Annotated in this window: 20 protein-coding genes; 7 read left to right on the top strand and 13 right to left on the bottom strand. The window is 54.4% G+C overall.

What is annotated here, in order from left to right; genetic code table 11:
* Positions 1–26: 26 nt before the first annotated feature.
* The gene (locus RHM56_RS12090) at positions 27–821 is read right to left on the bottom strand and encodes an enoyl-CoA hydratase/isomerase family protein (protein ID WP_322241448.1); all 795 of its coding nucleotides are present in this window, start codon (positions 819–821) and stop codon (positions 27–29) included.
* Positions 821–2,029 (bottom strand): CaiB/BaiF CoA-transferase family protein, encoded by a 1,209-nt coding sequence (locus tag RHM56_RS12095; RefSeq protein ID WP_322241450.1) that lies wholly within the window; start codon positions 2,027–2,029, stop codon positions 821–823. The genes RHM56_RS12090 and RHM56_RS12095 overlap by 1 nt, the downstream gene beginning before the upstream one ends.
* A gap of 192 nt (positions 2,030–2,221) precedes the next feature.
* On the opposite strand from RHM56_RS12095, the gene RHM56_RS12100 reads away from it, so the two are divergent.
* Both RHM56_RS12100 and RHM56_RS12105 read left to right on the top strand, forming a co-directional pair.
* Entirely contained in the window at positions 2,222–3,355 is a 1,134-nt protein-coding gene (locus RHM56_RS12100) for a hypothetical protein (protein WP_322241451.1), read from the top strand.
* A 9-nt stretch (positions 3,356–3,364) separates the two neighbouring features.
* Entirely contained in the window at positions 3,365–4,306 is a 942-nt protein-coding gene (locus RHM56_RS12105; RefSeq protein WP_322241452.1) for a sugar kinase, read from the top strand.
* 50 nt (positions 4,307–4,356) lie between these two features.
* Here the strand turns inward: RHM56_RS12105 and RHM56_RS12110 are convergent, their stop codons facing one another.
* From RHM56_RS12110 to RHM56_RS12135, 6 genes are all read right to left on the bottom strand, one after another.
* On the bottom strand, positions 4,357–5,049 hold the full coding sequence (locus RHM56_RS12110) for a GntR family transcriptional regulator (protein ID WP_322241453.1): 693 nt from the start codon (positions 5,047–5,049) through the stop codon (positions 4,357–4,359).
* Between the two features lie 304 nt (positions 5,050–5,353).
* On the bottom strand, positions 5,354–5,857 hold the full coding sequence (locus RHM56_RS12115; RefSeq protein WP_322241454.1) for a hypothetical protein: 504 nt from the start codon (positions 5,855–5,857) through the stop codon (positions 5,354–5,356).
* A gap of 224 nt (positions 5,858–6,081) precedes the next feature.
* Positions 6,082–6,387, bottom strand: a complete 306-nt coding sequence (locus RHM56_RS12120; RefSeq protein WP_322241456.1) for a hypothetical protein — start codon at positions 6,385–6,387, stop codon at positions 6,082–6,084.
* Between the two features lie 241 nt (positions 6,388–6,628).
* Positions 6,629–9,664, bottom strand: coding sequence for an AAA family ATPase (locus RHM56_RS12125; RefSeq protein ID WP_322241457.1), 3,036 nt, complete (start codon positions 9,662–9,664; stop codon positions 6,629–6,631).
* Positions 9,661–10,260, bottom strand: coding sequence for an ABC-three component system middle component 1 (locus RHM56_RS12130; protein ID WP_322241459.1), 600 nt, complete (start codon positions 10,258–10,260; stop codon positions 9,661–9,663). The genes RHM56_RS12125 and RHM56_RS12130 overlap by 4 nt, the downstream gene beginning before the upstream one ends.
* Position 10,261: 1 nt before the next feature.
* Positions 10,262–12,235, bottom strand: a complete 1,974-nt coding sequence (locus tag RHM56_RS12135) for an ABC-three component system protein (protein WP_322241460.1) — start codon at positions 12,233–12,235, stop codon at positions 10,262–10,264.
* Positions 12,236–13,158: 923 nt separating this feature from the next.
* Between RHM56_RS12135 and RHM56_RS12140 the strand changes: the two genes are divergently transcribed.
* A complete protein-coding gene (locus tag RHM56_RS12140) occupies positions 13,159–14,166 on the top strand; it encodes a hypothetical protein (RefSeq protein WP_322241461.1) in 1,008 nt (335 codons plus the stop codon).
* Positions 14,167–14,752: 586 nt separating this feature from the next.
* Here RHM56_RS12140 and RHM56_RS12145 read toward each other — a convergent pair.
* Positions 14,753–15,622 carry a LysR family transcriptional regulator gene (locus tag RHM56_RS12145; protein ID WP_322241462.1) on the bottom strand — a complete coding sequence of 290 codons (870 nt, stop codon included), beginning with the start codon at positions 15,620–15,622 and terminating at the stop codon, positions 14,753–14,755.
* Here RHM56_RS12145 and RHM56_RS12150 point away from each other — a divergent pair.
* On the top strand, positions 15,605–16,231 hold the full coding sequence (locus RHM56_RS12150; RefSeq protein WP_322241463.1) for an SDR family oxidoreductase: 627 nt from the start codon (positions 15,605–15,607) through the stop codon (positions 16,229–16,231). The two genes, RHM56_RS12145 and RHM56_RS12150, sit on opposite strands and share 18 nt — an antisense overlap.
* Before the next feature lie 159 nt (positions 16,232–16,390).
* Here the strand turns inward: RHM56_RS12150 and RHM56_RS12155 are convergent, their stop codons facing one another.
* Positions 16,391–17,008: a hypothetical protein gene (locus tag RHM56_RS12155; protein WP_322241464.1), complete on the bottom strand. Its 618-nt coding sequence runs from the start codon at positions 17,006–17,008 to the stop codon at positions 16,391–16,393.
* Between the two features lie 369 nt (positions 17,009–17,377).
* Here RHM56_RS12155 and RHM56_RS12160 point away from each other — a divergent pair, with 369 nt between their 5' ends.
* From RHM56_RS12160 to RHM56_RS12170, 3 genes are all read left to right on the top strand, one after another.
* The gene (locus tag RHM56_RS12160; RefSeq protein WP_322241465.1) at positions 17,378–17,608 is read left to right on the top strand and encodes an AbrB/MazE/SpoVT family DNA-binding domain-containing protein; all 231 of its coding nucleotides are present in this window, start codon (positions 17,378–17,380) and stop codon (positions 17,606–17,608) included.
* 16 nt (positions 17,609–17,624) lie between these two features.
* A complete protein-coding gene (locus RHM56_RS12165) occupies positions 17,625–17,966 on the top strand; it encodes a hypothetical protein (protein ID WP_322241466.1) in 342 nt (113 codons plus the stop codon).
* A 441-nt stretch (positions 17,967–18,407) separates the two neighbouring features.
* A complete protein-coding gene (locus tag RHM56_RS12170; RefSeq protein WP_322241467.1) occupies positions 18,408–20,828 on the top strand; it encodes a glucose/quinate/shikimate family membrane-bound PQQ-dependent dehydrogenase in 2,421 nt (806 codons plus the stop codon).
* A gap of 164 nt (positions 20,829–20,992) precedes the next feature.
* On the opposite strand, the gene RHM56_RS12175 is transcribed toward RHM56_RS12170, so the two are convergent.
* From RHM56_RS12175 to RHM56_RS12185, 3 genes are all read right to left on the bottom strand, one after another.
* On the bottom strand, positions 20,993–22,549 hold the full coding sequence (locus tag RHM56_RS12175; protein ID WP_322241469.1) for a TerC family protein: 1,557 nt from the start codon (positions 22,547–22,549) through the stop codon (positions 20,993–20,995).
* A 331-nt stretch (positions 22,550–22,880) separates the two neighbouring features.
* Positions 22,881–23,081: a PLD nuclease N-terminal domain-containing protein gene (locus tag RHM56_RS12180; protein ID WP_322241470.1), complete on the bottom strand. Its 201-nt coding sequence runs from the start codon at positions 23,079–23,081 to the stop codon at positions 22,881–22,883.
* Positions 23,082–23,169: 88 nt separating this feature from the next.
* Positions 23,170–24,117, bottom strand: a complete 948-nt coding sequence (locus RHM56_RS12185) for a site-specific integrase (protein WP_322241763.1) — start codon at positions 24,115–24,117, stop codon at positions 23,170–23,172.
* Positions 24,118–24,793 lie beyond the last annotated feature (676 nt).

The following is a 24,793-nucleotide window of genomic DNA, read 5'->3' on the forward strand; positions in this document are numbered from 1 at the left end:
CCTTCGGAACCTAAAACGACGCTGCGTCATTGGCCCTTGAACATGGGCGTTCGCTTCTCCTTGAACGCCAACTTTCCTTCCGCCGCATCCTGCGTGTAAAAACAGATCGTGCGCAGATCGCGCTCGTATTTCACGGCCTGATCCAAGGGCATGTTTACAGCCGCCCGCATATTCAGCTTCGCTGTCTGCGCCGCAATGGGCGGCCTGGAGCCGATGGTTTCAGCGAGCTTTATGACGGATGCAAGCATCTCATCCCGGGTGTCAAAGAGCTCATCCACGATTCCCCACGCCAGGCCCGTTGCGGAGTCGACGGGGTCACCGGTGAAGAGCATTCGCGAAGCTTTGGAGGCGCCAATGGTCTTGTTGAGGTAAACAGCCATTCCTCCACCACCCACCCATCCGAGCTTGATTTCAGGAGCGCCAAAAAGGGCGTTTTTCGTTGCTGCACGGATGTCACAGCAGAGCGCCAATTCAAGTCCACCACCCATCGCATACCCGTTGATCGCACAGATCGTAGGCTTTGTAATCTCTGCGATCGCATCACAATGGTCATGCTTCATTCGATGCGCCCAGGGCGACTCGTAGGTATCGAGCTCCTTGATGTCACTGCCGCAGCAAAACGCCTTCGGCCCCAAGGCGGTCAGCACCACCACACGAATCTCAGGAGATTCTGAGCAAAACTTGGCCAGGTTGCTAATCGTCACGGACATCGAGGGCGTAATGGCATTCAGCTTTTCGGGACGAGCAAGGCAGATAACCGCGGTCATGCCTTGAATCTCGAAGGAAACATTCGGATCAAGCTCGAAGGGAAGGGTAGACATCACTTCTTCTCCCCTGTTGTTGCTGCCACCGTGCCCGTTTCTTTGAGCGAGGCGATCTCAAGCGGGCTGAAACCAATCTCGGCCAAAATCTCATCGGTATGCTGACCGATAAATGGGGTATGGCGCGTGATCTCGCACGGCGTCTTTGAAAACTTAATTGGGAATCCGGGGGTTTTCACTGTCCCTTCGGAGGGATGCTCATATTCCACGAAGGTCTCGTTATGCACGATCTGCGGGTCGTTGACTACGTCCTCGTAGCCATAGACCTCGCTGTTCCAGAAGCCGACCTCATCGAAGATCTGCCGCCATTCACTGGTCGTCTTTTCCAGGAGCTTCTCCCGGGTAACCCGAAAAATGAAATCGCGCTGGGGAAGCGTGTGACCGTCGACCTCATCAACCATGGACTCAAACTCAGGGACGCCAAGCACTTGGCCCAATGTGGGGAGGTGAGGGGTTACCAGGGTGATGAAACTATCTGACGTCTGGAACACGCCGTAAGGCGCACGGATGTAGCAATGGCCATGGGGCTCTTCGCTGCGACGCTGTGGCTTGAGACCTTGGGTGTAGACCGTCATTTCCTGCATCTGATTGGCTACGATCGCATCAAGCATGTTGATCTGAACGAGTTGACCTTCACCTGTGCGCTCGCGGTGGAGCAAAGCGGCCAACGCGCCCTCGAAAGCGGTGTAAGCCGTGATCGCGTCGACCAGGTACTGGCCCGCAGGTTGAGGAGGGGTGCCTGCAATGCCGGTACTGCGCATTGCCCCGCTCATTGATTGCAGCAACAGATCCTGACCAGGGCGCTTGGCGTAGGGGCCAGTCTCACCGAACCCCGACATCGAGACGTACACCAGGTCTGGTTTGATTCGCTTCAGCGTCTCGTAATCAACCCCCAGACGCTCAGCGACGCCAGGGCGGTAGTTCTGAAGGAATACGTCGGCAGTCGCCACGAGCTTGTACAGAAGCGCTTTGCCCTCTTCGTCCTTGAGGTTGACCGCCAAGCTGCGCTTGTTGCGATTAAGCGAAAGAAACGAAGTGTTGATGACGTTGCCGTATGCCGCGCCTGCAGAGGTATGACGCTGCCATTCCCCGGTGGTTGGCTCGACCTTGATGACGTCAGCACCCATGTCTCCCAAGCGCTGTGCTGCAAATGGGCCGGCCATTGCGATGGAGCAATCCAAGACGCGGTAACCCTTGAGAATCGACATACCTTACCTCTTATTTTTGGTTGAAATCGTGCCCCCCAGCCCGAGTGATGAACGCTACCGGGCTAGGTTTTCGATATTATATATGATATTTAATCCGCCATAGCTAGCCCTTATTTCGGCCCTTTTTGATCGTACGGGCGTTGGAAACGGGCAGGGGCATTGTGCGAATTCAACAAAAACAAGAGGTTGGCAATGAAGGTGATTACAGGACTGACGTGGGATCATCCCCGAGGAACCCTCCCGCTCAAAGCGTGGGCGAAAGAGGACGAGCGAATTTCGATTGAGTGGTCGGTGCAAAAGCTTGAGGGCTTTGAGTCACACCCAATCGACGAACTCGCTGCTCGCTATGACCTACTCGTTGTAGACAATCCAGGCATTGGTGAAGCGGTGGAGAAGGGCTGCATCCGAGCCCTGGAAAATTTCTTATCGCCTGGCGAGCTTGCTTTCCTGCAGGGCAGCACGATCGGCAACTCCTATAGCAGCTACCAATACAAAGGCAAAACGTGGGCAATTCCGATCGATGCAGCATCCCAGGTTTGTGCGGTCGTCGAACACGCGGTGCCAAGGATTCCTGATACGTGGGATGACGTGATGCATCTGGCGTCTTCGGCGCCGGGAAGCGTAGCGCTGTCCCTCGGCGGCCCCCATGCGTTGTTGACCTTCTACTCGATCTGCCTGTCCCTGGGCGCAAAGCTATTTTCAGCTCCCGATAGTGTGGTCGAGCCCGGCGCTGGTTTAGAAGCGCTGAACATCATGCAGACGGTATACGGCCATCAGAATCGCCAGCTCACTGACCTGAATCCGATTGCGCTCTTGAACGAGATGTCGCAGAGAACCTTCGCGCTGTGCCCCGCGATTTTTGGCTATGTGAACTACTCCAGCGCCGTTGCCGCGCAGCGTGTGAGCTTTGTTGATATAGCTCATGCCGGAGATCCCGAGCTAAGGGGGGCTGTGCTGGGTGGGACGGGGATCGCGTTATCGACCAACTGTGACCCCTCTCCCGAGCTCATTGCACACCTGATGGACTATGTGTCCGAGTCCGTTCAGAGAAGCCTTGTGGTTACGTCTGGAGGACAGCCTTCCAACTCGAATGCCTGGCTAGATACCGAGGCGAATGTCCTGACCCACGGCTTCTTCCGGAACACATTCGGCACCGTATCCAGTGCCTTTGTACGACCTAAATACGCGGGGTATATCGATCAACAGAACGCCGCCTCAGCCAAGATTCGAGAGGGGCTCATCGGACGGCGTGACATCCGCAACATCTATGCGGAGCTCAACAACGCCTTCACGCCGGGCGGCACCGCAAAGCACGGCACGAGGTAGGAGGCGCTTATGAACCGCAGCAAAATTGCTGTCATCGGTGAATGCATGATTGAAGTGTCAGGTCAGCAAAACCTCAAGCAGGGCTTCGGCGGTGACACCTTGAATACTGCTGTCTACCTTGCGCGCCAGACCGTTGAAGCAAACATTGACGTGTTCTATATCACCGCCCTTGGGGTTGATCGCTTCAGCGATCAAATGATCAATGCATGGACTAAGGAGGGCATTAACACCTCATTCGTTCAGCGCTTGCCGGGCAGGCTTCCTGGGTTGTACTGGATTGATACTGATGACAAGGGGGAGCGCACGTTTCACTACTGGCGAGAGATCTCGGCCGCAAGACACTGCGTATCGTCTGCCGAAGGGGAAAGGACGTGCAACGCACTTACAGGATTTGATGCGATCTACCTGAGCGGTATCAGCCTCGCCATACTCGATTCCAGTTCCAGGGACACGTTGTTCACCGCGCTCGAGGCCTGCCAAAGCAAAGGCGGAAAAATATACTTCGATAACAATTTCAGGCCTCGACTATGGGGCTGTATCGAGGACGCTCGGCTTGCACACTCCCGGGTTATGGGGATCGCAGACATCACGTTCCTTACACTCGATGACGAGATTCTTCTCTGGGGCTACAAGGGTGTAGAGGATGTAATCGCGCAGGTCGGTCGGGAAGGGCGCGGCGAATGCGTTATCAAAAGAGGTAGCCAGTCGTGCATCGTGATTAATCATGGAGATGCCACGGAGGTAGATAGCATCAAGCTCGCCGACTCACAGGTAGTCGATACTACCGCAGCCGGAGATTCATTCAGCGCAGGTTACTTGGCAGCGCGTATGCAAGGGGCTTCGATTGTCGAGAGCGCTGAGAATGCCCATCGCCTGGCAAGCGCCGTAATCCAGCACAGGGGCGCGATAATTCCTATTGGGGTCACACCGCGGTTGCTGAAAGATCAATAAACCGGTTCAAGCTGATGTGATCAGTGAGCCGGGCAAACCGGCTCGCTGCTTTATTTGGAAGGTTCAGCTTGCGTGTCCGGCAGTGAGCCGATACGGCTCAAATCGAGCTGGCGATCAAAGCCTAGGGTAATGTGATCCGTGGTTCTGGAGCGATAAGCTTCCACGTTCCGGTTTTCGATAGCTGAGATAATCATGTCATGCTCATCACACAACAACGTGATGTCGGGCACTCCCCGCTCATTATGGAGTCGCCCTACTTGGGGCCCATAATTGAGCGCGTTATACATTTCAACAACGAGTCGGTTGCCACACGAGCCTACTATGAGCTTATGAAAGTCCGAGTTCGCGTTGATGAAAAAACTATACTGCTCGTACTTGGGGCCGTAGGCGTGCTGGCGCATCTCACGATTTAGTTGCTTGAGCTCATCAATCTGAGCGTCTGTAATATTGGCAATGACAGATTCAGCGATGCAGGGCTCAATCAAAAGTCGAGCCTGCCGCCATTGCTGGATGTCGTCAACATTGGGTTTGCTCGCAACTTTAAACCCTTTGTTATGCTCCAGGACGATCAGCTTCTCCGCTGCAAGGCGGAACAAGGCCTCCCTCACTGGAATGGCTGAGATACCGAATCTCTGGCTCAAAGAACTGATCACCAATCTTGCATCAGGGGCAAGCTGGTTTGTCACTATGTCCTGCTTCAGGATGTCGTAGATTTTATTGCTGATGCTTTCATTTTGCAGCATGACAGACGTGTCCGATGGTGAACCATAGCCCCTATAAAATACCATACGTCGACGAGCGCAATGGCAACCTTTTCTATGCAGAGCCTCATGACCGCACTGTCCGCTGAGCAATCATGACGGGTAGGCGGAAAGCTGTCACACCCACCCACACGCCGCATCAAGAGCCTTTCCCAACGGTATCTACAATACACATTTGGGAGCTGTTAACGAATAGGCTGAGCAGTCTGGACGATGGATTGCCTGTCGCGCCTGGGGGCTGCTAACCGTAGCCAGTTGCGGCTGAATCAGCCGCCGCTGGTCTTTCTCAGACCTTGAATACCAGTTTCGGTCGGGGAGGGTATCCGGCTATCCCACCGATTTTGAATTCAGAAGGCTCATCGTAGCTCGTGACGGTGGCCGCCCACTGCCTCACTTCCTCATCCCACGCAGGGTCACAGAAATCAGCATTAGGCCAGTAGTTGTGAACCTCCGTGTAATCGAGTTGCGCAGCAATGGTGCGTTCTACGCCACCGAGCACACACCAGGCTGCGTACATACGTATCTTCCAGCTGGGAGCCGTCAATATGTGCACCGGGTCGTACCGGTCAAAACCTAATGCAGCGACCTCAGCATCGAAGGAAAACAGGGCAGTGATTGATCCTCCGATGTCAGACTCATCCTTGGCCATGTCATCTACCCAAGACAAGAGATAGCCAAGCGACTGAAATTTACTGAGAAGCCTACTTTCCCTTTTTTCGATGGGGCTGGCGACCTCACAGTCCCCTTGGTGTGATTTAGTTCTGCGAGCGGTGGATATTACCTGAGACATGAAGTGCGATCCTTATTATTGTTATTGGTTCTACAGATTGCCTATGGAGCATAGGCAACACAAGCATTGAAATGCTGCCTCTCAGTCCCGAATGCATCGGACTGTGATGCGTCATTGGGAAGTCATACTAGAATCTGGTATCACGATGCCTGCGCTATACGTCAGCGCCAAAACCTGGCTCCATAAAATCTAGATTAGGCCAATAGTTCTGGTAGATTTCGTAATCAATCGCAACAGCAGACGTCTTTTCTTCGGCAGTCATTGATGCGGCGCTGCCAGCATTTTTCCATTACCAGTTGAGTCGCGATGTATTTCTCCCATCCATCCGCAATCAAGTTTTTCACAAAGTATTCTTTAGCGAAATCGGCAAGCCGATTATCACGCTCGATCATCGCATCCAGCACCTGATAGGACATTCCTACAGCCTGGAAAACTGATAGCATCTGGCTGTCCTGCTTCTGATTCAATTGCACAGCAAGACCAGAATCCGGCGTTGGGAATATTAGAAGTGTGACCATCGGCTGGGACATGGGGCTTTCTCTTTATTGTTGTTTTATTCCATGATGCCTATGGAGCAAAAAGCAGTGCAAGCTTCAAAGCGGGTGATGTGGCAGGGCGGGGCTAGCGAGCGTAAGCTCCTAGAACGCTGCTGAGTTGAGAGCGCACTCATGGGAATTTCACGCCGAACTGAATGTTTCCGCCAGCGCACGCAGTATCCGATCGCGCCAGGTCAAAAACCTGGCACGATCAGATCAGCTACGTCACCAAGAACTACTCATTCTCGGAGCTTGGGTTTGGCTGGTCGATAACCGTGAAATGGTTCGCCGCGGGCCAAGGGGTTTCCAACGCTGTAACCCCATCAGGCGTAGGGGCGAGTGACCATATGCGTGCTTCGATACCGTCGTTCTGCAGCTTTCGCATAAAGTAACGCGCCTGTAGAGCGTCGTGCGTTGCAATCACCACCTGAAAACCATGATCAACGATGTAATCACGAAGCACATCGAATACAGATGCAGCATGCACCAGGTCATGGTGCTGGGTCGGGTCGTCTAAAAGCAGCCCGCGCCAGGAAGACCACTGATGATCCAACGCCATCGATAGCAGGAAAGTCAGCTGTAAATCAGTCAGCTGCGCTTCGCTCGCTATCACTGGCACCGGAAACTGTTCGCCATTAACCTGCACCGATACTTCAGCTCGCTCTTTTCTGTAGAGGCTGCGGAAATCGAGGTTCGTCCCGGTAAACCTCTGCTCCCTAACCACGCGCTTCAAAAGCGCCTGCCACCGCGGTACGACAGCAAGCACGTGTTTTTGAACATTAGCGATTTCGGTCGAGAGGTGCTGGTTGAGTGTGTCCATGGCATCAGATAGCTGCGACAGCCGCTTGTGCTCCAACTGCTCATTTTCCACTCGCTGACGGAGATCCGCAGTAAACGCATCTTCTGAAAGCTCGCCGCGGCGACGATCCAAAAGCCCTTGAGTCAGACGCGCCTGTTCCAGCTTGCTCCATGCACCGATCTCTATTTTGATCGTTTGCAGCGTTTCTGAGTGACGATCCAGCTCGGCGGCGGATGATTGCAGCCGGGCCTCATGACCGCTCGCAACTTCTGCAGTGGGATCACCTGCAAGCGATAGCAGGCGCCAGGCTGCTCGGACGGTAGCGAGGCGAGCCTGGGTATCTGAGAGCTGAGTTTCTAGCCCGGATACGCTGCTTGTCAGGTCACTGAGTTGTGCTTGATGCCGATCCAGCGCTAACTTTTCGGCCGCCACCTTGGCGCTGAGATCAACAATCTGGTTGGTGTTTTGGTTTTGCGCCAATGACAACTCTTCCAACGTTTGAGCGGGGGGCGCGTCAGCAGTTATTGCCGCTAAAGCAGCAGTTGCTTGCTCAAGCCTGCTACTGGCCTCCGATCGCTCCTGCCGGGCCGTGTCCAATGCGCGAGCCGCTGAGTCGTAGGCATCTTTTGCCTTATCAATGACATGAGCTTCGAGCGCAGGAGCAAGATTGCTCTGTTTCTCGTCGAGCAGGAGCTTGGCGGAAGCATTTGCATCTTCCCGAAGCCGAATCGATTCTTTGGCAAGCTTTACCGTATCTCCGCCGAGCAAAACGCTGGATTTGAGATCCTCGATGTCGGCCAGCAGACCTGCTTGCTGGTGTTCCAGCTCAATGATTCTGCCTTTACAAGCTTTCAGCTCGGCCTCGGCGAGAGCAACCGCGTCGGTACATTCACGGAGCGCATCAGCAGATTTCTTGACCCGTCGTTCGGCGTCCACGACATTGGGATCAATTGCTTCCAAAGCCTTGGCGACACGCCTATGAAGAGTTTCGGCCCCATGCTCTTCGCCACAAAGCGGGCAGTCGCCACGATCGGCAGGCAAATGAGCGGCGATGGACGCAACGGCTTGCCGGATAGAGTCGGCGGCCGACGTCAAAGTCTCGTGCTGACTCCTTGCTGCCAGCTCCTCAGTTTCAGCGGCTGTTCTTGATGAAACGGCGGTGCGGAGTTGTTCTTGAAGGCGATCCTCCTCTACCTCCTGATCACTGATGGCACCCGCGACCTGCGCCACGTGCTCAATCGCTTGCTCCCACCGAACAACAAGCTCACGGGCAGCCAAGAGGTCTGCATCAATCTGCAGCAACGCAGCGCGTTGCCTATTGATCAGATCATGCTGGACGCCAAGCTGTTGATTGCTTTCATGCTCAGTGCGCAATGTAGAGGCCAGAGTCTCTGCAGTGGCCAGAGTCTTATCGGCAGTTTCCAGTACTTGCTTGCGCTGCTCTACGGTTTCTTTGGCTTTGCTCTCATTCACGTGCCGGTTCAATTGCTGAACAATGGCATCACGCTCATCTTGTGCTGTGACCAACTCCTGCTGAAACTGCTCATGACGAGTAGCAACCGCCGTGCGATCTTGTACTCTCTGTGAAAGTGCCTGCTTTGCCACAACCAGATCGCTACCGAGCTGCTCTGAACGTGCTTGCTCAGAAACGAACCGACTGATGAGCCCATCAACTTCAGTTAAAGCCGTGATCTGATCGCGAAGACGATCCAGTTTGGTTTGTACCAATTGCTCCAGCGCATCATGCACCGTCTCCAAACCATCTTGACCCAGCGGAGGCACAAGTAGACCTGCGGGCAGTTGATCGTAGCTATTCGCTTGGCGCGCAATGTCTGAAATGGATTCAGCAATGTTTTCTCTGCTGCGCAGCGCGCCTTGAGACTGAGAAGCTGCAAGGTCTCGCTCCAAGGCGAGGCTTTGCCATTCATTAAACTCTGTTTCAAGAACTTCAAGTGAGCTCTTGGCTTGTTTCAGTTTGTCAGTGAGCGCGCGGCGAATACTGCCTAGGGCAGAGCTGACCTGCGTGCCATCCTTGCCGATTGGCAAGCGAGCCAACTGGGAGCCCGCGACCTTTGGGTCTGCTTGTACCAGCCATTCTCCTTCACGCTGATCCAGCAGGTGAGTGAGCCTCAGCAGAAACGGAATGTCGTCAGGATTGGTGTCCGGAAACAGCGGGCTTAGGTCGCCCGTTCTTTCAACGTCGCCAATACTGTTCACCTCCACAGCGGCTTGCACATCACCGAAATCCAGGCCCACGCGAGCCGTGCTCTGAGTGTCCCGGATGATGGGCAAAAGATTATCGCCCAGACGTAGGATCTTCCCGGTGAGGCCGAGCTCAATGGCCTCGAAAAATGCCGTCTTTCCGGTGCCGTTGGGGGCCAGCAAGATTGTTGCGCCCTGGCTAAGCTCAATCGTTGTGTCAGCGCTAAACCTGCGGATGTTGGAAAGGGTGATGGACTTCAACTGTTTCATTGTGAGTCCTCTTCGCCGAACGCAACAGCCTTCAAGGCATCCGCAACATCACTCCCAGATTGCCCCGACAGCAACAATTCCCGCCACGCTTCGAGGTGAGGTAGCACCCATGAATGTGTCAGGCCCAACGTGCCCATGGACGCGAGCAGTGGGTCGCTAATGCTTTCCAAGCTACCAGAGGGGGATAGGGTCGCCAGAAAACTACGGTCGAGGAAGGAGCCCGCAATTTCTCCCTCTCTGACCACCACCTTCCGGCAAAAGCGGTCATCGGTTTCCAGGCGTGCGGCATCTTCGGACGTGACGCCCTCGATCAGCATGAACATATACAGGTCAGCTGTTTGCGGTTCCGCCAGGTTGTCCCGAACATCCGCCGCCCAACGAAAAGCCCCCTGGACTTTGGCCACGTCGTAAGAGAACGCGGTGATCAAAACAGTTCGCCACCCGGCACCTTCCCGATTGACCCGTTTGAGCTGTATCGCAATTGAGTTGATGTCAGTCCAAGGCGCGGCCACTTCTGCCGCGTTAGGAAAATAGACCTCGTAGCGGTCTTCGGCACGGCTCAAGATGGCAGCGACCACCTCGTCGATTGTTAGCATGTCAGAATCCTTTCACATTCGTCTTGATGGCAGACTCGCGGGCGAGCAGGCGATCTTTCAATTGATTGTTGAAGTGTTGCCGCACCGTTATCAGCGTTCCGTTGCGCAGGTGTTGACGCAAACCAGAACGAGTGACGAGAAGGTGCGGCCGCCGCTCGGCCGCCATGCTTGTGGCGGTCTCTGCGTCGTCAGCCATACCGATATTCAACAATTCTGTGGGGGAGGAGCTAACTCCGGCCAGGATGACGACCGGGGCGGGTGATGGGCCAATGACGTCGATCAAAGGGCCCTCAGATAGCTCTCGAACCTCAGGAGCGGGGCCGGCCGGGCCAGACCAGTATTGAAGGGCGATGCTCAATACCTTGCCGCACTGTGGAAAGTATCCCCACTCGTTACCAGTGCCGCCGACTCCTACTGCAACGAGCAGAAGTGTCTGAATTGCAGCCACCAGCAAGTCATGGGTGCGAGGGCCAAGCCGCAGCGCGTGCTTAGCATTCTTCCCTTCAGTTTCTGGGTACAGAAGTTGTTCCAGAAATTCTCGACGGCTACCTGGATTTGCAGCAAAGCCTGCCAACCATTCGATCCACATCGCTTCCATCGCGTCGGCGAGGGCCGGATCGGAAATGAGCGTGATCTTCTCAAAGATGCCTTGGCTGACACGCTGCCAGACCAGTTCGTCCATGGCGTCAGCGAGTGCTTGTGCCTCGGAGTGGATGTCGCTTCGTGATGTAAATACATGATCGGTCGAGCATGCGAGCCGCTCGCTGTTACCTACCCACGCAAGGTGATTCAGATCGCTCTCACCGACACCCAGCGTGTGCCCGACCTCATGGCCAACGCTGCCTCGCCATACCGGCTCGTCCCGCATCAAACCGTGAGTACCAGCGGGCAGATGCAAAGCCATTCGCAACAACGCTGCAGGGAGAGTCAGATTTGCTCCGATGGGGGCCTTGTATTGAGCATATATCCGCAGCTTTCGGATTCCCGGCGCGTTGCTCCATATATGCTCAACAACGCCCTGGGCAGACCTGGGTACCAAGGCACCAAGGTCGTGGGTGCCTGCTAATGACCAAGATTGCCCGGCAGGTAGGACAGTATCGGCCAGCTCATACTGAGCCCATGTTTCGATGTCAGGGCGAAGCTCCGCCCGAAGCGCCCGCAGGACTGCATGACATCCAAGCGTTGAAACGTGGGATGTCTCCCAAGTGATGTACATCACCAGTTGGTGAAGGGCGCGCAGTGGGTCGGTGAAATGCCTGGCTAGTGCTGCGACGCAGCGCTGTTCAAGATAGGCGTCATTACCCACGCACACTATGGTGACTCGGCGAAGTGTGTCTCTGATCTGGGCCCAATCCTGAAAGCCACACCAGGTGGTGAGCCACGTGTATGCCCTTTGTGTCGGCCCGTCAGTGCTGTTGGCCAGCTCAGTTAGATCCAGCCCTTCCTTGCGACACAGCTTGCACAGCGCATCGACATGGTCGACGGTCAGGTCGGCTTTCACCTTCAGAGAGGCGCCTACCAAGGTCAACTGAAACTGACGTTCGGGCAAGGTATCAAAAGTCCCTTTGCCGGCATGCTTCGCAAGGCTCGCGAATGCTGAATCTAGGACAGAGTTTATCTGCGGTGGTTTTTTTGCTTTGAAAGGCACATTCGAAGGAGGCGGGTTGGGGCCTGGTATCGGCTGCACCTGTCCTTTGGATGATACGTTCTTCGCTTGTTTTGCTAGGAATTTCGCCTTGTCAGGGTCTTTCGTACAGAAATCACTGGCCTGGCGTTTGACCTGTAAATGCTCGAGCACATCTTTTTTGTGGTAGATGACCACATCATCCCATTCCTCAATACTGCCTTGCTCGGCACCGATAGCCAGCGGAGCTAGCTGGCCATCCAGGAACTTCGTGAGCATTTCCGACAGGCGCTGAGCAATCACCAGCCTCTCATAATGAGACTTTTGATCCAGCCGGAACCTTCTGATCATACCGACATCCCTTCACTTCATTATTGTCCCGACCAGCTCCGCTGGCAGTGTGCCACATCCTACCATCGGGCAAAGTGTAAGGGTTCATCATCAATTCAGGGATTCATGGCATTGCGGCCCGAGCAGAGGAACGCGATCTCTACCCTCTTGACGTCGGCCTACGCCGTCGGAGCGTTCGCATACGCTTTTTTGACGTTCAGCGAGGGCGCTTGGTGGAAAGCATCGGGCAAATCTCAGGTGCTTCAGAGAGGTAACTGGTTTGGATTGCCGCGTCGGGGGAAAATCGGAGTCCGTGTAACTTTTCTCTTTGATTAGTACACTTAGTGTACTTAATCAGTATCGAACAACAAAATCGTAACTAGCTGATTGTCCGACATCTTTTGTAGAAGTGCGATAATAGTACGCCAAGTGTACTTATAAAGTTTTATCCGGTTCGGAATTGAAGATGGCTGTTCCGATCATTGATGGAACCAGTGGCGGCTGGCCATTGGTATCCGCTGAGTTGTTGCGCCCATCAGAATCCGCCCTTGACAGATGAGAACCTAGATCTACGCTTATGACTTACCTTACTAAAGCCATACATCACCAGGCTATATCAAACCCAGTGCAATAGGGAGACATACATGGATAAGCAAGATGGGTCACATGATTCTGCTGTCGAGGTAATCTACACTGAGAATCCCTTAATAGTTCAGCCACACCTGACCTACATTGTCGACCGCATCACCGGCTGCATTATACAGCTCAGGGTAATGCTTCCTAAATCCACACCAAACAACAAAAACAATCCCGACCTGAACCTGCCTCCGTTCCTCCTCAAACTTAACACAGCAGCGATACTCCATACCCCCTCGTATAGTCTTTAGCTTTAGCGGAGTTAAATAGGGGGCGTAGGCGATCCTGAGATTAAGCACGGAGACAACATGACTGAATTAATCAATGATGCAACCGATTACGCAGCCACGCTCTTGGCGCTACAAGGTGTAAGTGTTCCGCACCCCAAATTGCTGGAAGTCGTCGCTGGCTGCTTAGGCCACGAGTCTTTTGAGTCGCTGAGGGAGGAGGGAAGTACAGACACCTCACTCCATCTGAAGGATGCTCAGGTGCTTGTATTGAATCTGCATTTGGGTGCCGCCCGAGCAGTTCAGTGTCTGGGTGCTGCCGAACCCCATTTGACGGCATGCTTGGATGGCATTGAGCATGAGTGGCGCAGATCGGGCTTACGGGAAGATAGTTCGGCATCCGTGCCTTTTGATTGTAAGGCAGGACTGACCGAGGGCTCGAGGATAAGCGTGTTTCGGGGCGTACAGGATTTCTATGCACGTCATGCCAGGGAAGTCATTCTGCAACGCCTTGTGGATGAGGGTAAGGCTGAATGGACGAGCGATGGATTCCCTGAGCTTGATCAAACGATCGACCCTGAATCGGAGGAAACCCTATGGTCTGATCGCGCTCGCTGGACGATCTGCGGCAATGGCAGCTGGGTTCGACATGATCACCCCCCTTGCGCAGTTAAAGGCGTTCTGACGTACAGGAAAGCAGGGCGGGCAGGCTTGGTATTCGAGGGCTTCCAATCAGACTTCCAGAGTACCGCGAAGCAAGGGGCACTCCTCACGACATTCAAGCCTGACGTTTTTGTAGTGGACACAAAAGATTGGTCGCAGAAGCGCCCGATTGTGGCCGTGATTTTTGATCTCAATAGCAACGCTGTACTCGCAAGCGCAATATCTGTTTCTGATGACTGTAGCGAAGTAATGGAGAAGGCTATAAAAGAAGCGCTCATCGAGGCTGGAACTTCAAAATCTTTGGATATGATCCGGCATGCTAATTCGAGACGATATGTGCTCGAAGTAGATCACAAGTTCGATAGCTCCCGGATTCAGGAACTCGTGGGTAACTTGGGCATCGTACAAATCGCTGAGCAAATCTAAGAGATATGTAGGCGGCATGGCTGAACGAATGTTCCGCCGGCTCAACGAATATGCACCCATGATCCGACCAAGTCCTGGCCGACGTATGCCAAGCGCGGTGTACACGTTGGAAGATCTTACTCTACTAATTACTTTAGAGTTAAAGCGCTACCATGAGACGAGATAACGCGCCACCACAAAACGTGTGGGCGTAACGGGGTGAGCCCTATGGCTAGCTGGTACCGTGTTTTCGCGCAGCGACATCAATAGGACGAATTCAATGTGTACTCACAGAGAAAGCCGTATGGTCAGGGTTCGTGCGCAAGGAGTAATGTTCAAAAAAACAGGCTGTATTATTCCAGTGTACTTATACCACCTAGAGGCGAGTGTGTGCAGGTTGAGTTCGATCCTTCAGCCCCGGACTATCTTGTGGTAATACGGGGTGAGAGCCGCATCAAGGTCAAACTCTCGCCCTATGATAGAGCTGAAAAAATGAATCATGATCTTGGTTCAGAGTTTGTCGTCGTGAAGACGAGCCCGGAACGCCAAGAACAATGATCTGATGGCAACACTCCATACTCCCTTGAAGGGCTGTCGCCGGTCGTCCCTAGTAGGCCCAGGCAGCCCGGATCTGGGTGTTGACCTCGTCCACAAAAATGCGCGTTTTGGCCGGCACAAGCCGGCCCGGCGGCATGATCGCGTAAACCCCTCCGGTACCCGATCCCTCCCATCCTGGTAAAACTTCGACCAGGTTACCCGCCTTGACGTCCGGCCCGGCTAACCAGTCAGGGCTCATTATGATTCCAAGCCCCTGAGTAGCCGCGAACAACAACGCCTCAGAATTATCAGTGATAAGCGGCCCGGACGGCTTCAAGGCTGCACGCTCCCCATCTTTTGTCAGTACCCACTCTGGCCAGCTCTTATGGCTTGTGAAGCCCAGGCAGGAGTGGTCAACAAGGTCAGACGGGGTTTGCGGGAGTCCGTGATTTGCAAGGTAGCCAGGCGACGCGAAGAGCGCGCTTTTGAAAGGGGCGATGTATTTAGCGGTGAGCGTACTGTCACGCTGTGGCCCGACTCTGATTGCCACATCAAAGCCCTCCGCCACCAAATCCACGTAACGGTCACTGAAGACCGCATCGATTCGGATCTGTGGGTGTTGGGAAAGAAACGCAGGGAGTAGGGGGGCTATCCACTGCCTGCCGAATGTAATGGGCAGAGACACCCGAAGCAGCCCTTGTGGAGTTGTCGCCAGGTTGCTGGCCTCGGTGCCGGCATTATCCAATTCGTCCAGCACTCCACGCACACGTCGGTAGTATTGTGACCCAACCTCAGTCAATGCGACTTTGCGCGTCGTACGCGAGAGCAATCGCACGCCAAGGTTTTTCTCCAGTCGGCTCACGCGTCGCGACACGATGGTGGGGTCTCGACCTATGGCGTTTGCCGCATCGCTGAACGATGAATGTTCGGCGACCGCCACGAAGGTCACCAAGTCCTCAAGGTTAAAACCTTTCGGGTGATCCTATCCGCCCGCAATGAAGGCCGCGTCCAAGCGTTAGCCGATGGCCTGAAGGCCGAAGGGTTTGATGTTGAAGCATTAGTCGTAGACGCTAGCAATACCGCCGCAGTGGCGAAACTAGTTGCCGAGGTTGAGGAGCATTACGGCCCTATCGATGTGCTGCATTACAACGCTGCTAACCTACGCAAGTCAGACATCGCAGCACAGCCAACCGATACCTTCGTGCCAGACCTCGCAGTGAACATCGGCGGCGCGCTGGCGGCGACTCAAGTAATCTTGCCAGCAATGGCCAAGCGAGCCGCAGGCACCATTCTTCATACAGGTGGCGGTTTCGCGCTATACCCAAGCCCTGACTTTCTGTCGTTGAGCATCGGTAAGGCGGGCATCCGAGCACTGGTGTTAGGCTTGTTTGAATCGGCAAAAGCTAAAGGCGTCCACATCGGGACGGTGACCGTTGCCGCGAACGTTGCACCCTATTCTAAAGAGGCTGACGCGGTCGCGGAGCATTTCTGGAAGCTTCATAGCCAACCCGTCGGTGCATGGGAGGCGGAAGCCAATTACTCCGCCTGAGTGACTTGCATGGCTGAGCTGGAATCAAGGCATTGGGGGAGGGCAGTGATGTATCCGCGCCCCCTTTTGAAGTCCCCCAGTTGATCCAGCACCCTGCGCGTCCAAGCAAGCGGAGCGCGCAGGCGTGAGGATGGACGCCCGCAGGGCCGAGACGCTCGCTTAGCGGGCGGCTTGGTTTACGACAGCCGAGCTCGGAGAGCCACGCCCATAATCCCAGAAGGCAGCATTTGGCCTAGTGGCAGACACGTCCTTCAAGTAGAAATCCATAAACTGCGTGACGCTCCGGATCTCACGCTTCCAGACATTCTTATCTATGCCGTCGCTCGAGTTCGCGGTGCGAGCGGTATGAAATAGTTTCCACTCCGGATTTATCGGGTAATCACGGTAGTCCTTGCCGGGGCTAACCAGGAACCGCGGCTGAATGCTAGGACTGGCCCAGTCACTGTGAGGGGTTTGGACAAAGGCCACATAGTCTTTGAAGTCGGCGTCCGTCCAGTCCAGCAACGAGAGGTTGTTTGCGAAACTCCAGTTGAGCATCTTTTCCAGACCGTTGATGGTCTTGTAGTACTGGAGGTGTGGCGTCTGTGGACTCCAACTATGAGCAATCCAGTTCAAGTACCGATCGGCGTACCAGGCGCTCATGAACGGAAGGCAGGACTCGTCAACTTCGTTCAGGCGAGCTGAGACGTGAGCGTTGACCGGGAACCGTTTTACTTGGTTGGGCTGCCAATGGTCGTACGATGGGAAAATCGGAAATGGGATGAACGGCCGCGTCATAGTGGAACCAGCAAGCTAGAATCTTTGGGTGGTACGTATACGTGTAGCAGAGAGATTGAGGTACGGCCAGTCTGATCGTGACACGCGATGCTAACCGGCGATTAGTGAAACAGCAGCGAGAAGCGAACATGAGACAGGGGATGAGGATGAGCTTTCAAATTGCTGATTTTTCGAGAAACGGGTTTTTGTGCAAACGTGAACGGGGGTTAGTGACATTGGACACCAGTCATGCACATGACTGGTCTAATACGTGATTTAACATAATATACATTATGCGAACCTTCGTATTGGGACGTCAGGGCCAGTGGAGGCTGCTTTTCAACAGGCAGACAGGCATTATCGACCTCTGACCATCTTGGGATCAAAACCATGAACCATGTACCAGGTACTGAAAACCAACGCTGGACTGTGACCTGCCAAGACGCTGCCGATGGCACTGGCGACATGATCGTGCCGTTGCCCGATGAGCTGCTAAGCGAAATGGGCCTTGTCATTGGTGACACGCTGACTATTCAGTGCTTCAAGCTTTCGACCGACCATGAGACGCTTTCAAGCTTCGGGCGCCCAGTCTCGAGCTTGGACGTCCGAATCGATCAATAACCCTGACGAGCCGCTCATGAAATACAGCCTGACATTCATTCATCCCAATGCACGTGATTCACAAGAATTTGACTCCTACACACTGGAAGTTGATGCTCAATCGGCACCTCAAAGCCTCAATGATTTTGGTGGTGGGACAGCCAGAACTTACGCTGGCTACCAGGCCACAGATGATAAATTCCTCATCAAAGCTGACTCGCACAGTGGCAATACTATCCAACTATGGGGGCAAGAAACGCCGGTATGGGATGTTTGGCAAAATACGGCCAACCTGAATATTGACGGGAAAGTCACGGTTAACGAATCCGGAAAGTACTTTTCATCCATAGAAGCAAGGATCACCAGGCGCAACTGGTAGTTGTCATACAAAAGCAGTTAGCCCTCTTGGTATTCAGACTAATAACCAAAACTTATAACTCAACTAAATGTCTGTTTAGTTGAGTAAACAAACAATAGCTCACTAATGCTCGCCCCTTGGCGTGTCTAGCCAAGCTGGCTTCCAGGCCAATAGCTGGGAAATAACGCTCCCCGGACCCTCTGCTGCCTGACTTCCCCTCCTGATTATTGCGTTCCCCACAACAGTGTTTCTTGCTCGCAGAGACTGACAATTTGTCGCAGGGGCGATTTTTTTGATATTGTGTCAAAAATTAACCGTTTGGTTCAAAACGTGCTCGTGGCTGCCCTATCACGGACAGCGCGTTGTCACTTTGAGTCCTGTTTACGGGAATCAGCGCTAGTGTTAACGCTGGTCACCCTGAAATCTCCCCGCCACTTTCATGCATCAATAGGGTCATGCACCATGAATAAGTCTCAACCTTCGGTCTCTGCGAGCCGTTGGCCCATTTGGGTTGCCGCCTTGGGCGTGCTGGTCTTCGGTTTGCTCTTTATCGCCGGTGGCGGTTACCTCGCCACACTCGGTGGCAGTCTGTACTTCCTGCTTGCCGGTATCGGCATGCTCATCGCCTCTGTGTTGTTGTTTAAACACCGTGTGCTGGGCGCCTGGGTGTTTGCTGCCGTGATGGTGGCGTCCATTATCTGGTCGCTGTTTGATGCCGGGCTGGTGTTCTGGCCGCTGGTGTCCCGCTTGTTTGCTCTGGCCGTATTGAGCTTGGTAGTGGCGTTGGTGTACCCGACGCTGCGCAAGGCCAATGGCTTGAGTGGTAATGGCGGCTACGCGTTGAGTATGGTGCTGGCTCTGGCCATCGTTGTTGGTTTCTGGGGGATGTTTCAGCCCCACGCTTCAGTTTCGCCAACCGGTGACGGTCCTGGCTTGACCAAGGTTGATCCGGCCAAGGCGCAGAAAAATTGGGAACACTACGGTAACGACGAAGGTGGTAGCCGCTTTGCTGCGCTGGATCAGATTAACCGCAGCAACGTTTCCAAGTTGGTACCGGCCTGGACTTACCACACCGGTGACGTCGCGATCAGCGATGGTAACGGCGCAGAAGACCAGATGACCCCGCTGCAAGTGGGTGACAAGGTGTTTATCTGCACCCCGCACAACAACCTCATTGCTCTGGACGCCGACACAGGTAAAGAGCTGTGGAAGAACGAAATCAACGCTAAATCGGCGGTCTGGCAGCGTTGCCGTGGCCTGGCCTACTTCGACGCCACTGCGCCTGTGGCTGCACCGACTGATGGCAGCACCCCGGCCGCCGCTGTAACAGTTACCCCCGGTGCTGCATGCCAGCGTCGTCTGTTGACCAACACCATCGACGCCCGCCTGATTGCGGTCGACGCTGACACCGGCAAGTTCTGCCAGGACTTCGGCACCCATGGCCAGGTTGATCTCAAAGCAGGCTTGGGCGATGTGCCCGATTCTTATTACCAACTATCGTCCGCTCCGTTGATGGCCGGTACCACTGTAGTGGTCGGTGGGCGTGTGGCCGACAACGTTCAGACCGACATGCCAGGCGGCGTGATCCGTGGTTTCGACGTGGTAACAGGTGCTATGCGCTGGGCGTTTGACCCAGGTAATCCGCAAGACAAACAGGCACCGTCAGACGGCCAGAGCTATGTTCGCAGCACGCCGAACAGTTGGGCGCCAATGTCTTATGACCCGCTGATGAACACTGTGTTCTTGCCGATGGGCAGTTCGTCCACGGATATTTACGGCGTTGAACGTACCGCGTTGAACCACAAATACGGCGCTTCGGTATTGGCTTTGAACGCCACTACCGGTGATGAGAAGTGGGTTTATCAGACCGTCCACAACGACTTGTGGGACTTTGACCTGCCGATGCAGCCAAGCCTGATCGACTTCGCCAAGGCCGACGGGACTAAAGTGCCGGCCGTGGTGATTGGCACCAAGGCCGGTCAGATCTTTGTACTGGATCGTCACACCGGTCAACCGCTGACTGAAGTGAAAGAGGTTCCCGTCAAAGCTTCCAACATCCCGAACGAACCTTACTCCCTGACCCAGCCAAAATCGGTGGGTATGCCGCAGATTGGCGCTCAAACGCTGACTGAGTCGGACATGTGGGGCGCTACCCCGTTTGACCAGATGCTGTGCCGTATCGCGTTCAAGAAAATGCGCTATGACGGTCTGTACACCGCACCCGGTACCGATGTTTCGCTGAGCTTCCCTGGGTCGCTCGGCGGCATGAACTGGGGCAGCCTGTCGACTGACCCGGTGCACGGTTTCATCTTCGTCAATGACATGCGCCTGGGCCTTTGGAGCCAGATGGTGCCACAGCAAAAAGACGCCAAGGCATCCTCGGGTGGCGAAGCACTGAACACCGGTATGGGCGCTGTGCCGCTTAAAGGCACGCCGTATGCTGTGAACAAAAACCGCTTCCTGTCCGTGGCCGGCATTCCATGCCAGGCGCCGCCTTTCGGCACCCTGACAGCTATCGATATGAAGACTCAGAAAATTGCCTGGCAGGTTCCGGTCGGCACTGTGCAAGACACCGGTCCATTGGGCATCAAAATGAAGCTGCAACTGCCTATCGGCATGCCGACACTGGGCGGCACCCTCTCCACTCAAGGCGGCCTGGTGTTTATTGCCGGTACTCAGGATTACTACCTGCGCGCCTACAACTCGGCCAATGGTGAAGAAGCCTGGAAAGCCCGCTTGCCAGTAGGCAGTCAAGGTGGCCCTATGACCTTTGTGTCGCCTAAAACCGGCAAGCAATACGTGGTCATCACTGCGGGTGGCGCACGCCAGTCCGCAGATCGCGGCGACTACGTGATTGCTTACGCATTGCCTGACAGCCAGTAAGTAAGCCCTGAAAAAAAAAGACCCGCATTGTTATGCGGGTCTTTTTTGTCCTGAACATCCTGTTTTTGTAGTCGCTGCCGCAGGTTGCGATGGGCTGCGCAGCGGCCCTGTTTTCTAAATAGAAGCGAAGGTCCTTCGGCCCTTATCACAGCCTACGGCAGAGACTACAGATTTAACGCCTTTGCCAACAACACCCGCGTCACCCGCCGCTCTTCGACCTCAACCACGGTCAATGTCCAACCTTCCCAGGAAAGCGTGTCGCCTATCATTGGCAAGCGATCCAGCAAGCTCATGACCATTCCGGCCAGTGTTTGATAGTCATCCGTTGCTTTACCCGCAAAACCCGTGTGTTGACGAATCTGGCTCAGGTTCAAGGCGCCGCTGACCAGGTAACCGTTGTCTTGCGCGATGATATTCGGGCCTTCGATCTCGCTCGCATCCGGCAGTTCACCGGCAATCGACTCCAGAATGTCAGTCATGGTCAAGAGGCCGATAAAGTCGCCGAACTCGTTAATCACAAAGGCAATGTGGGTCGACTCTTTGCGCATCTGCTCCAGAGCATTAAGAATGGTGAAGCTGTCGAGCAGGTTGATCGCTTTACGAGCCATCGCCTCAAGGTCAGGTTGATGGCCCGCCAGCAGTTCTTTCAGCAGTTCCTTCTTGTGCACAAAGCCCAACGGTTCATCAATGCGCCCTGCCCTGATCAACGGTAATCGCGAGTAGGACGAGTGCATTAACGTGGTTCGGATACTTTCCTGCGAGTCTGTCAGATCAATATGATCGATCTCGGCACGTGGGGTCATCACGGTACGGATCGGCCGCTCCGCCAATTGCAGCACACCCCTGATCATGATTCGTTCACGACGATGGAAGACTTCTTCTGCGTCACCACCTTCGAGCATGTCAGCGATCTCCTCGCCCACTTCATCTTCGCTCAGTTTGCGACCACCCAGCAGACGCATCACCGCATGGGCCGTACGTTCGCGCATCGGACGCATGCCTTGCAGGCTGCGTTTACGGCGTGAACGGGCAATCTGGTTAAACAGCTCGATCAGAATCGAGAAACCAATCGCCGCATACAAGTAGCCTTTCGGGATGTGGAAGCCCAAACCTTCAGCGGTCAGGCTAAAGCCGATCATCATCAAAAAGCCCAGACAGAGCATGATCACAGTCGGGTGGCTGTTGACGAAACGGGTCAGCGGCTTGCTGGCAATGATCATCAGGCCGATCGAGATCACTACCGCGATCATCATCACCGACAGATGCTCAACCATGCCGACTGCGGTAATCACCGCGTCCAGCGAGAACACCGCATCGAGCACCACAATTTGCGCGACGATGGGCCAGAACATGGCGTAGACCGCATTCGACGCACGCTCAGCCACATGCCCTTCAAGTCGCTCATGCAACTCCATGGTCGCTTTGAACAACAGAAACAGGCCACCAAACAGCATGATCAAGTCGCGGCCAGAGAAGGACTTTTCAAATACTTCAAACAACGGCTCAGTCAGCGTGACCATCCACGAGATGCTGGCCAGCAAGCCCAGACGCATCAGCAATGCCAGCGACAGGCCAATAATTCGCGCACGGTCGCGCTGCTCGGGCGGCAACTTGTCCGCGAGAATGGCAATAAACACCAGGTTGTCGATGCCGAGTACCAGCTCCAGCACGATCAACGTCAACAGGCCAAGCCAGGCCGTGGGATCTGCAATCCATTCCATAAGGGTTACTCAGTCTCTCGATAAATCGGGGTGAGCGAATGACGCGCACGGACATGCAAAGCAACCGACGTGATGCCGGGCTTCAATAAGTGTGGGGAATGCGGGGTAGATTCAAGAGTGGCGACTGAGCGCAAGCCTGATGCGGGGTATAACGAGCGACTGGGAGGCTCCAGGAGGGTGTTCATATAAACCTTGGTTAAATTCGGGAGGCAATCCTACAGCGACTCCCGATCCACTCGCTGTAGATAGTTATTACAAAATCTTACCTGCCCCCCTACCCCCTGCCCCCTGCCCGGCTCGATCTGCGAGCCACGGCCAATAAAACCAACACTTAGTTTTTAGGGAGAGCGTGCTGCTTGGCACCGACCAACAGCCACGCCAACATGCCGAACAGAGGTACAAAAATCACCACTGCCACCCACATGCACCGGCTATTCACAGGTGCATTGCTTTTCAGCACGCCGCGGATGGTCCATAGCTCCAACAGCAAAAGAATGACGGCTAGAACAGCCCAAAACGTAGGAATTTGCATACATCACCTCACAAGTTGTAAAACTTTAGGTCGGCTGATGACGCGAGGGTTCATTAATTTTTCAAAATGAGTCTGAGATTGTCACCGATCACAGTAAAAAACGGTCTGTGGCATTGCGCCGTTCATTGTCATTGCGCATGTCATAACTGACCGTGGTCGCGATGTTCGCGTGATGCGCCAGTTTTTGCGCAATCGACACGTCGTATTCTTCGATCACACGGGTAATAAATGAACGCCGGAAGTCATGCGGCATGATGTCCACACCCACCTGTTTGCCGCGCTGTTTGGCGATGTAGTAGATCGCATGCTTGGTGATGCGCTCACGCGTGATGTGGTGACCACGGCGAATCCGGTTGAATAGAAAGTCATCATCGCTTACACCTTCCGGCAAGTTTTCTCGCCGAAATGCCAGCCATGCTTCGAGTTTCTCAAAGGCCCAGGCCGGGGCAAACTTGATCAACTCCTTGTTGCCCTTGCCCATCACTTGCAAGCTGCGCTCTGCCACATTGACCTGACGCAGGTCCATGTTCACCGATTCGGATTTGCGCATGCCCGAACCATACAGAATCGCAATGATCGCAGCATCCCTCAGCCCCTGTGGGCGCGGGTCTGCTTCACACACATCCATCAACTCGCGAATCAATGTGCGGCGCAGATTACGGCCCTTGCTCAGGCGCGAACCGCCGCCAGCCTTCACCGCTCGAATTTTCAGTAACTGATCCTGGGTGATCAGACTCTGTTGCCAAGCTTGATTCATCACCCCGCGAATGGCGTTCACGTACAGCGACGAGGTGTTCGGCGCATAACCATCTGCCCGCAAAGCCGCAACCAAGGCGGTGATATGCCCCGGCTGCAATTGGTGCCAGGGGAATTCATCAATCGCGACGTCATCGACGCCCAAACGATCCGCTGCGTCCTGCAAGACATAGCGCATGGTCTGACGGCTGGACGGCGCCAAGCGTTGCAGGTAAAGCGCGACGGGCGCTTGAACCTGATTTAACTGATTCGCGTGAAGCTGAACTGCTGCGGGGTCAATAATCGACACAACCACTCTCAATACGGGTTGAAACAGGCCGTAATATAACCCAAACCCATAGACTTTATGCGCACTTATAGCCTTTCAATTCACACTGGATTTGGTCTTTGTGGAAATGGGCTTGCCCGCGATAGTCTCGACGCGCAATTAAAGACAAATTCAGTTGCCTGCATCGCTGGCAAGCCAGCTCCCATAGAGTGAAACTTAGCTGGCTTTTAACTATTAACTTTTATATGCCATATAACTGCCTTGTTGGCGGTAACTTAAAGTTCATTAACGCGTATCTGAACGCTCGCTGTACCGCCTGCACTTACTGGGTTTTAACGTTGACTTGATATACCCCCCTAAGTAGATTGCATGGGCCGACTCAGTCGGCACTTTATCAACTCACAAAAGAAGCTAATGGACACAGTATCTAGTCGCTGCCCGGTCACCGTAAAAGCGGAGGTCCGGGCGCCCAATCCAGACATTGATGGGACTCGCCTGCCGGGCGAGGTCAACTGCGCCAGAGCGTGATGCTCCAACGTAACGACCTCCCCGGCATCCGTCCGGTCGCGAGGTGTGTTATGACCTTTAAAGCCTATGTTCTACCAGGCGTTCGCGCCTTTACCTCAAGCATGCGGGTGAAATTGTCGCGTGAGCTCACTGCTGCTCGCCCCAATCCTGCACCCTTCTC

Origin of the sequence: Pseudomonas sp. CCC3.1, from assembly GCF_034347405.1 — a bacterium.
In the GTDB taxonomy this organism is placed as follows: domain Bacteria; phylum Pseudomonadota; class Gammaproteobacteria; order Pseudomonadales; family Pseudomonadaceae; genus Aquipseudomonas.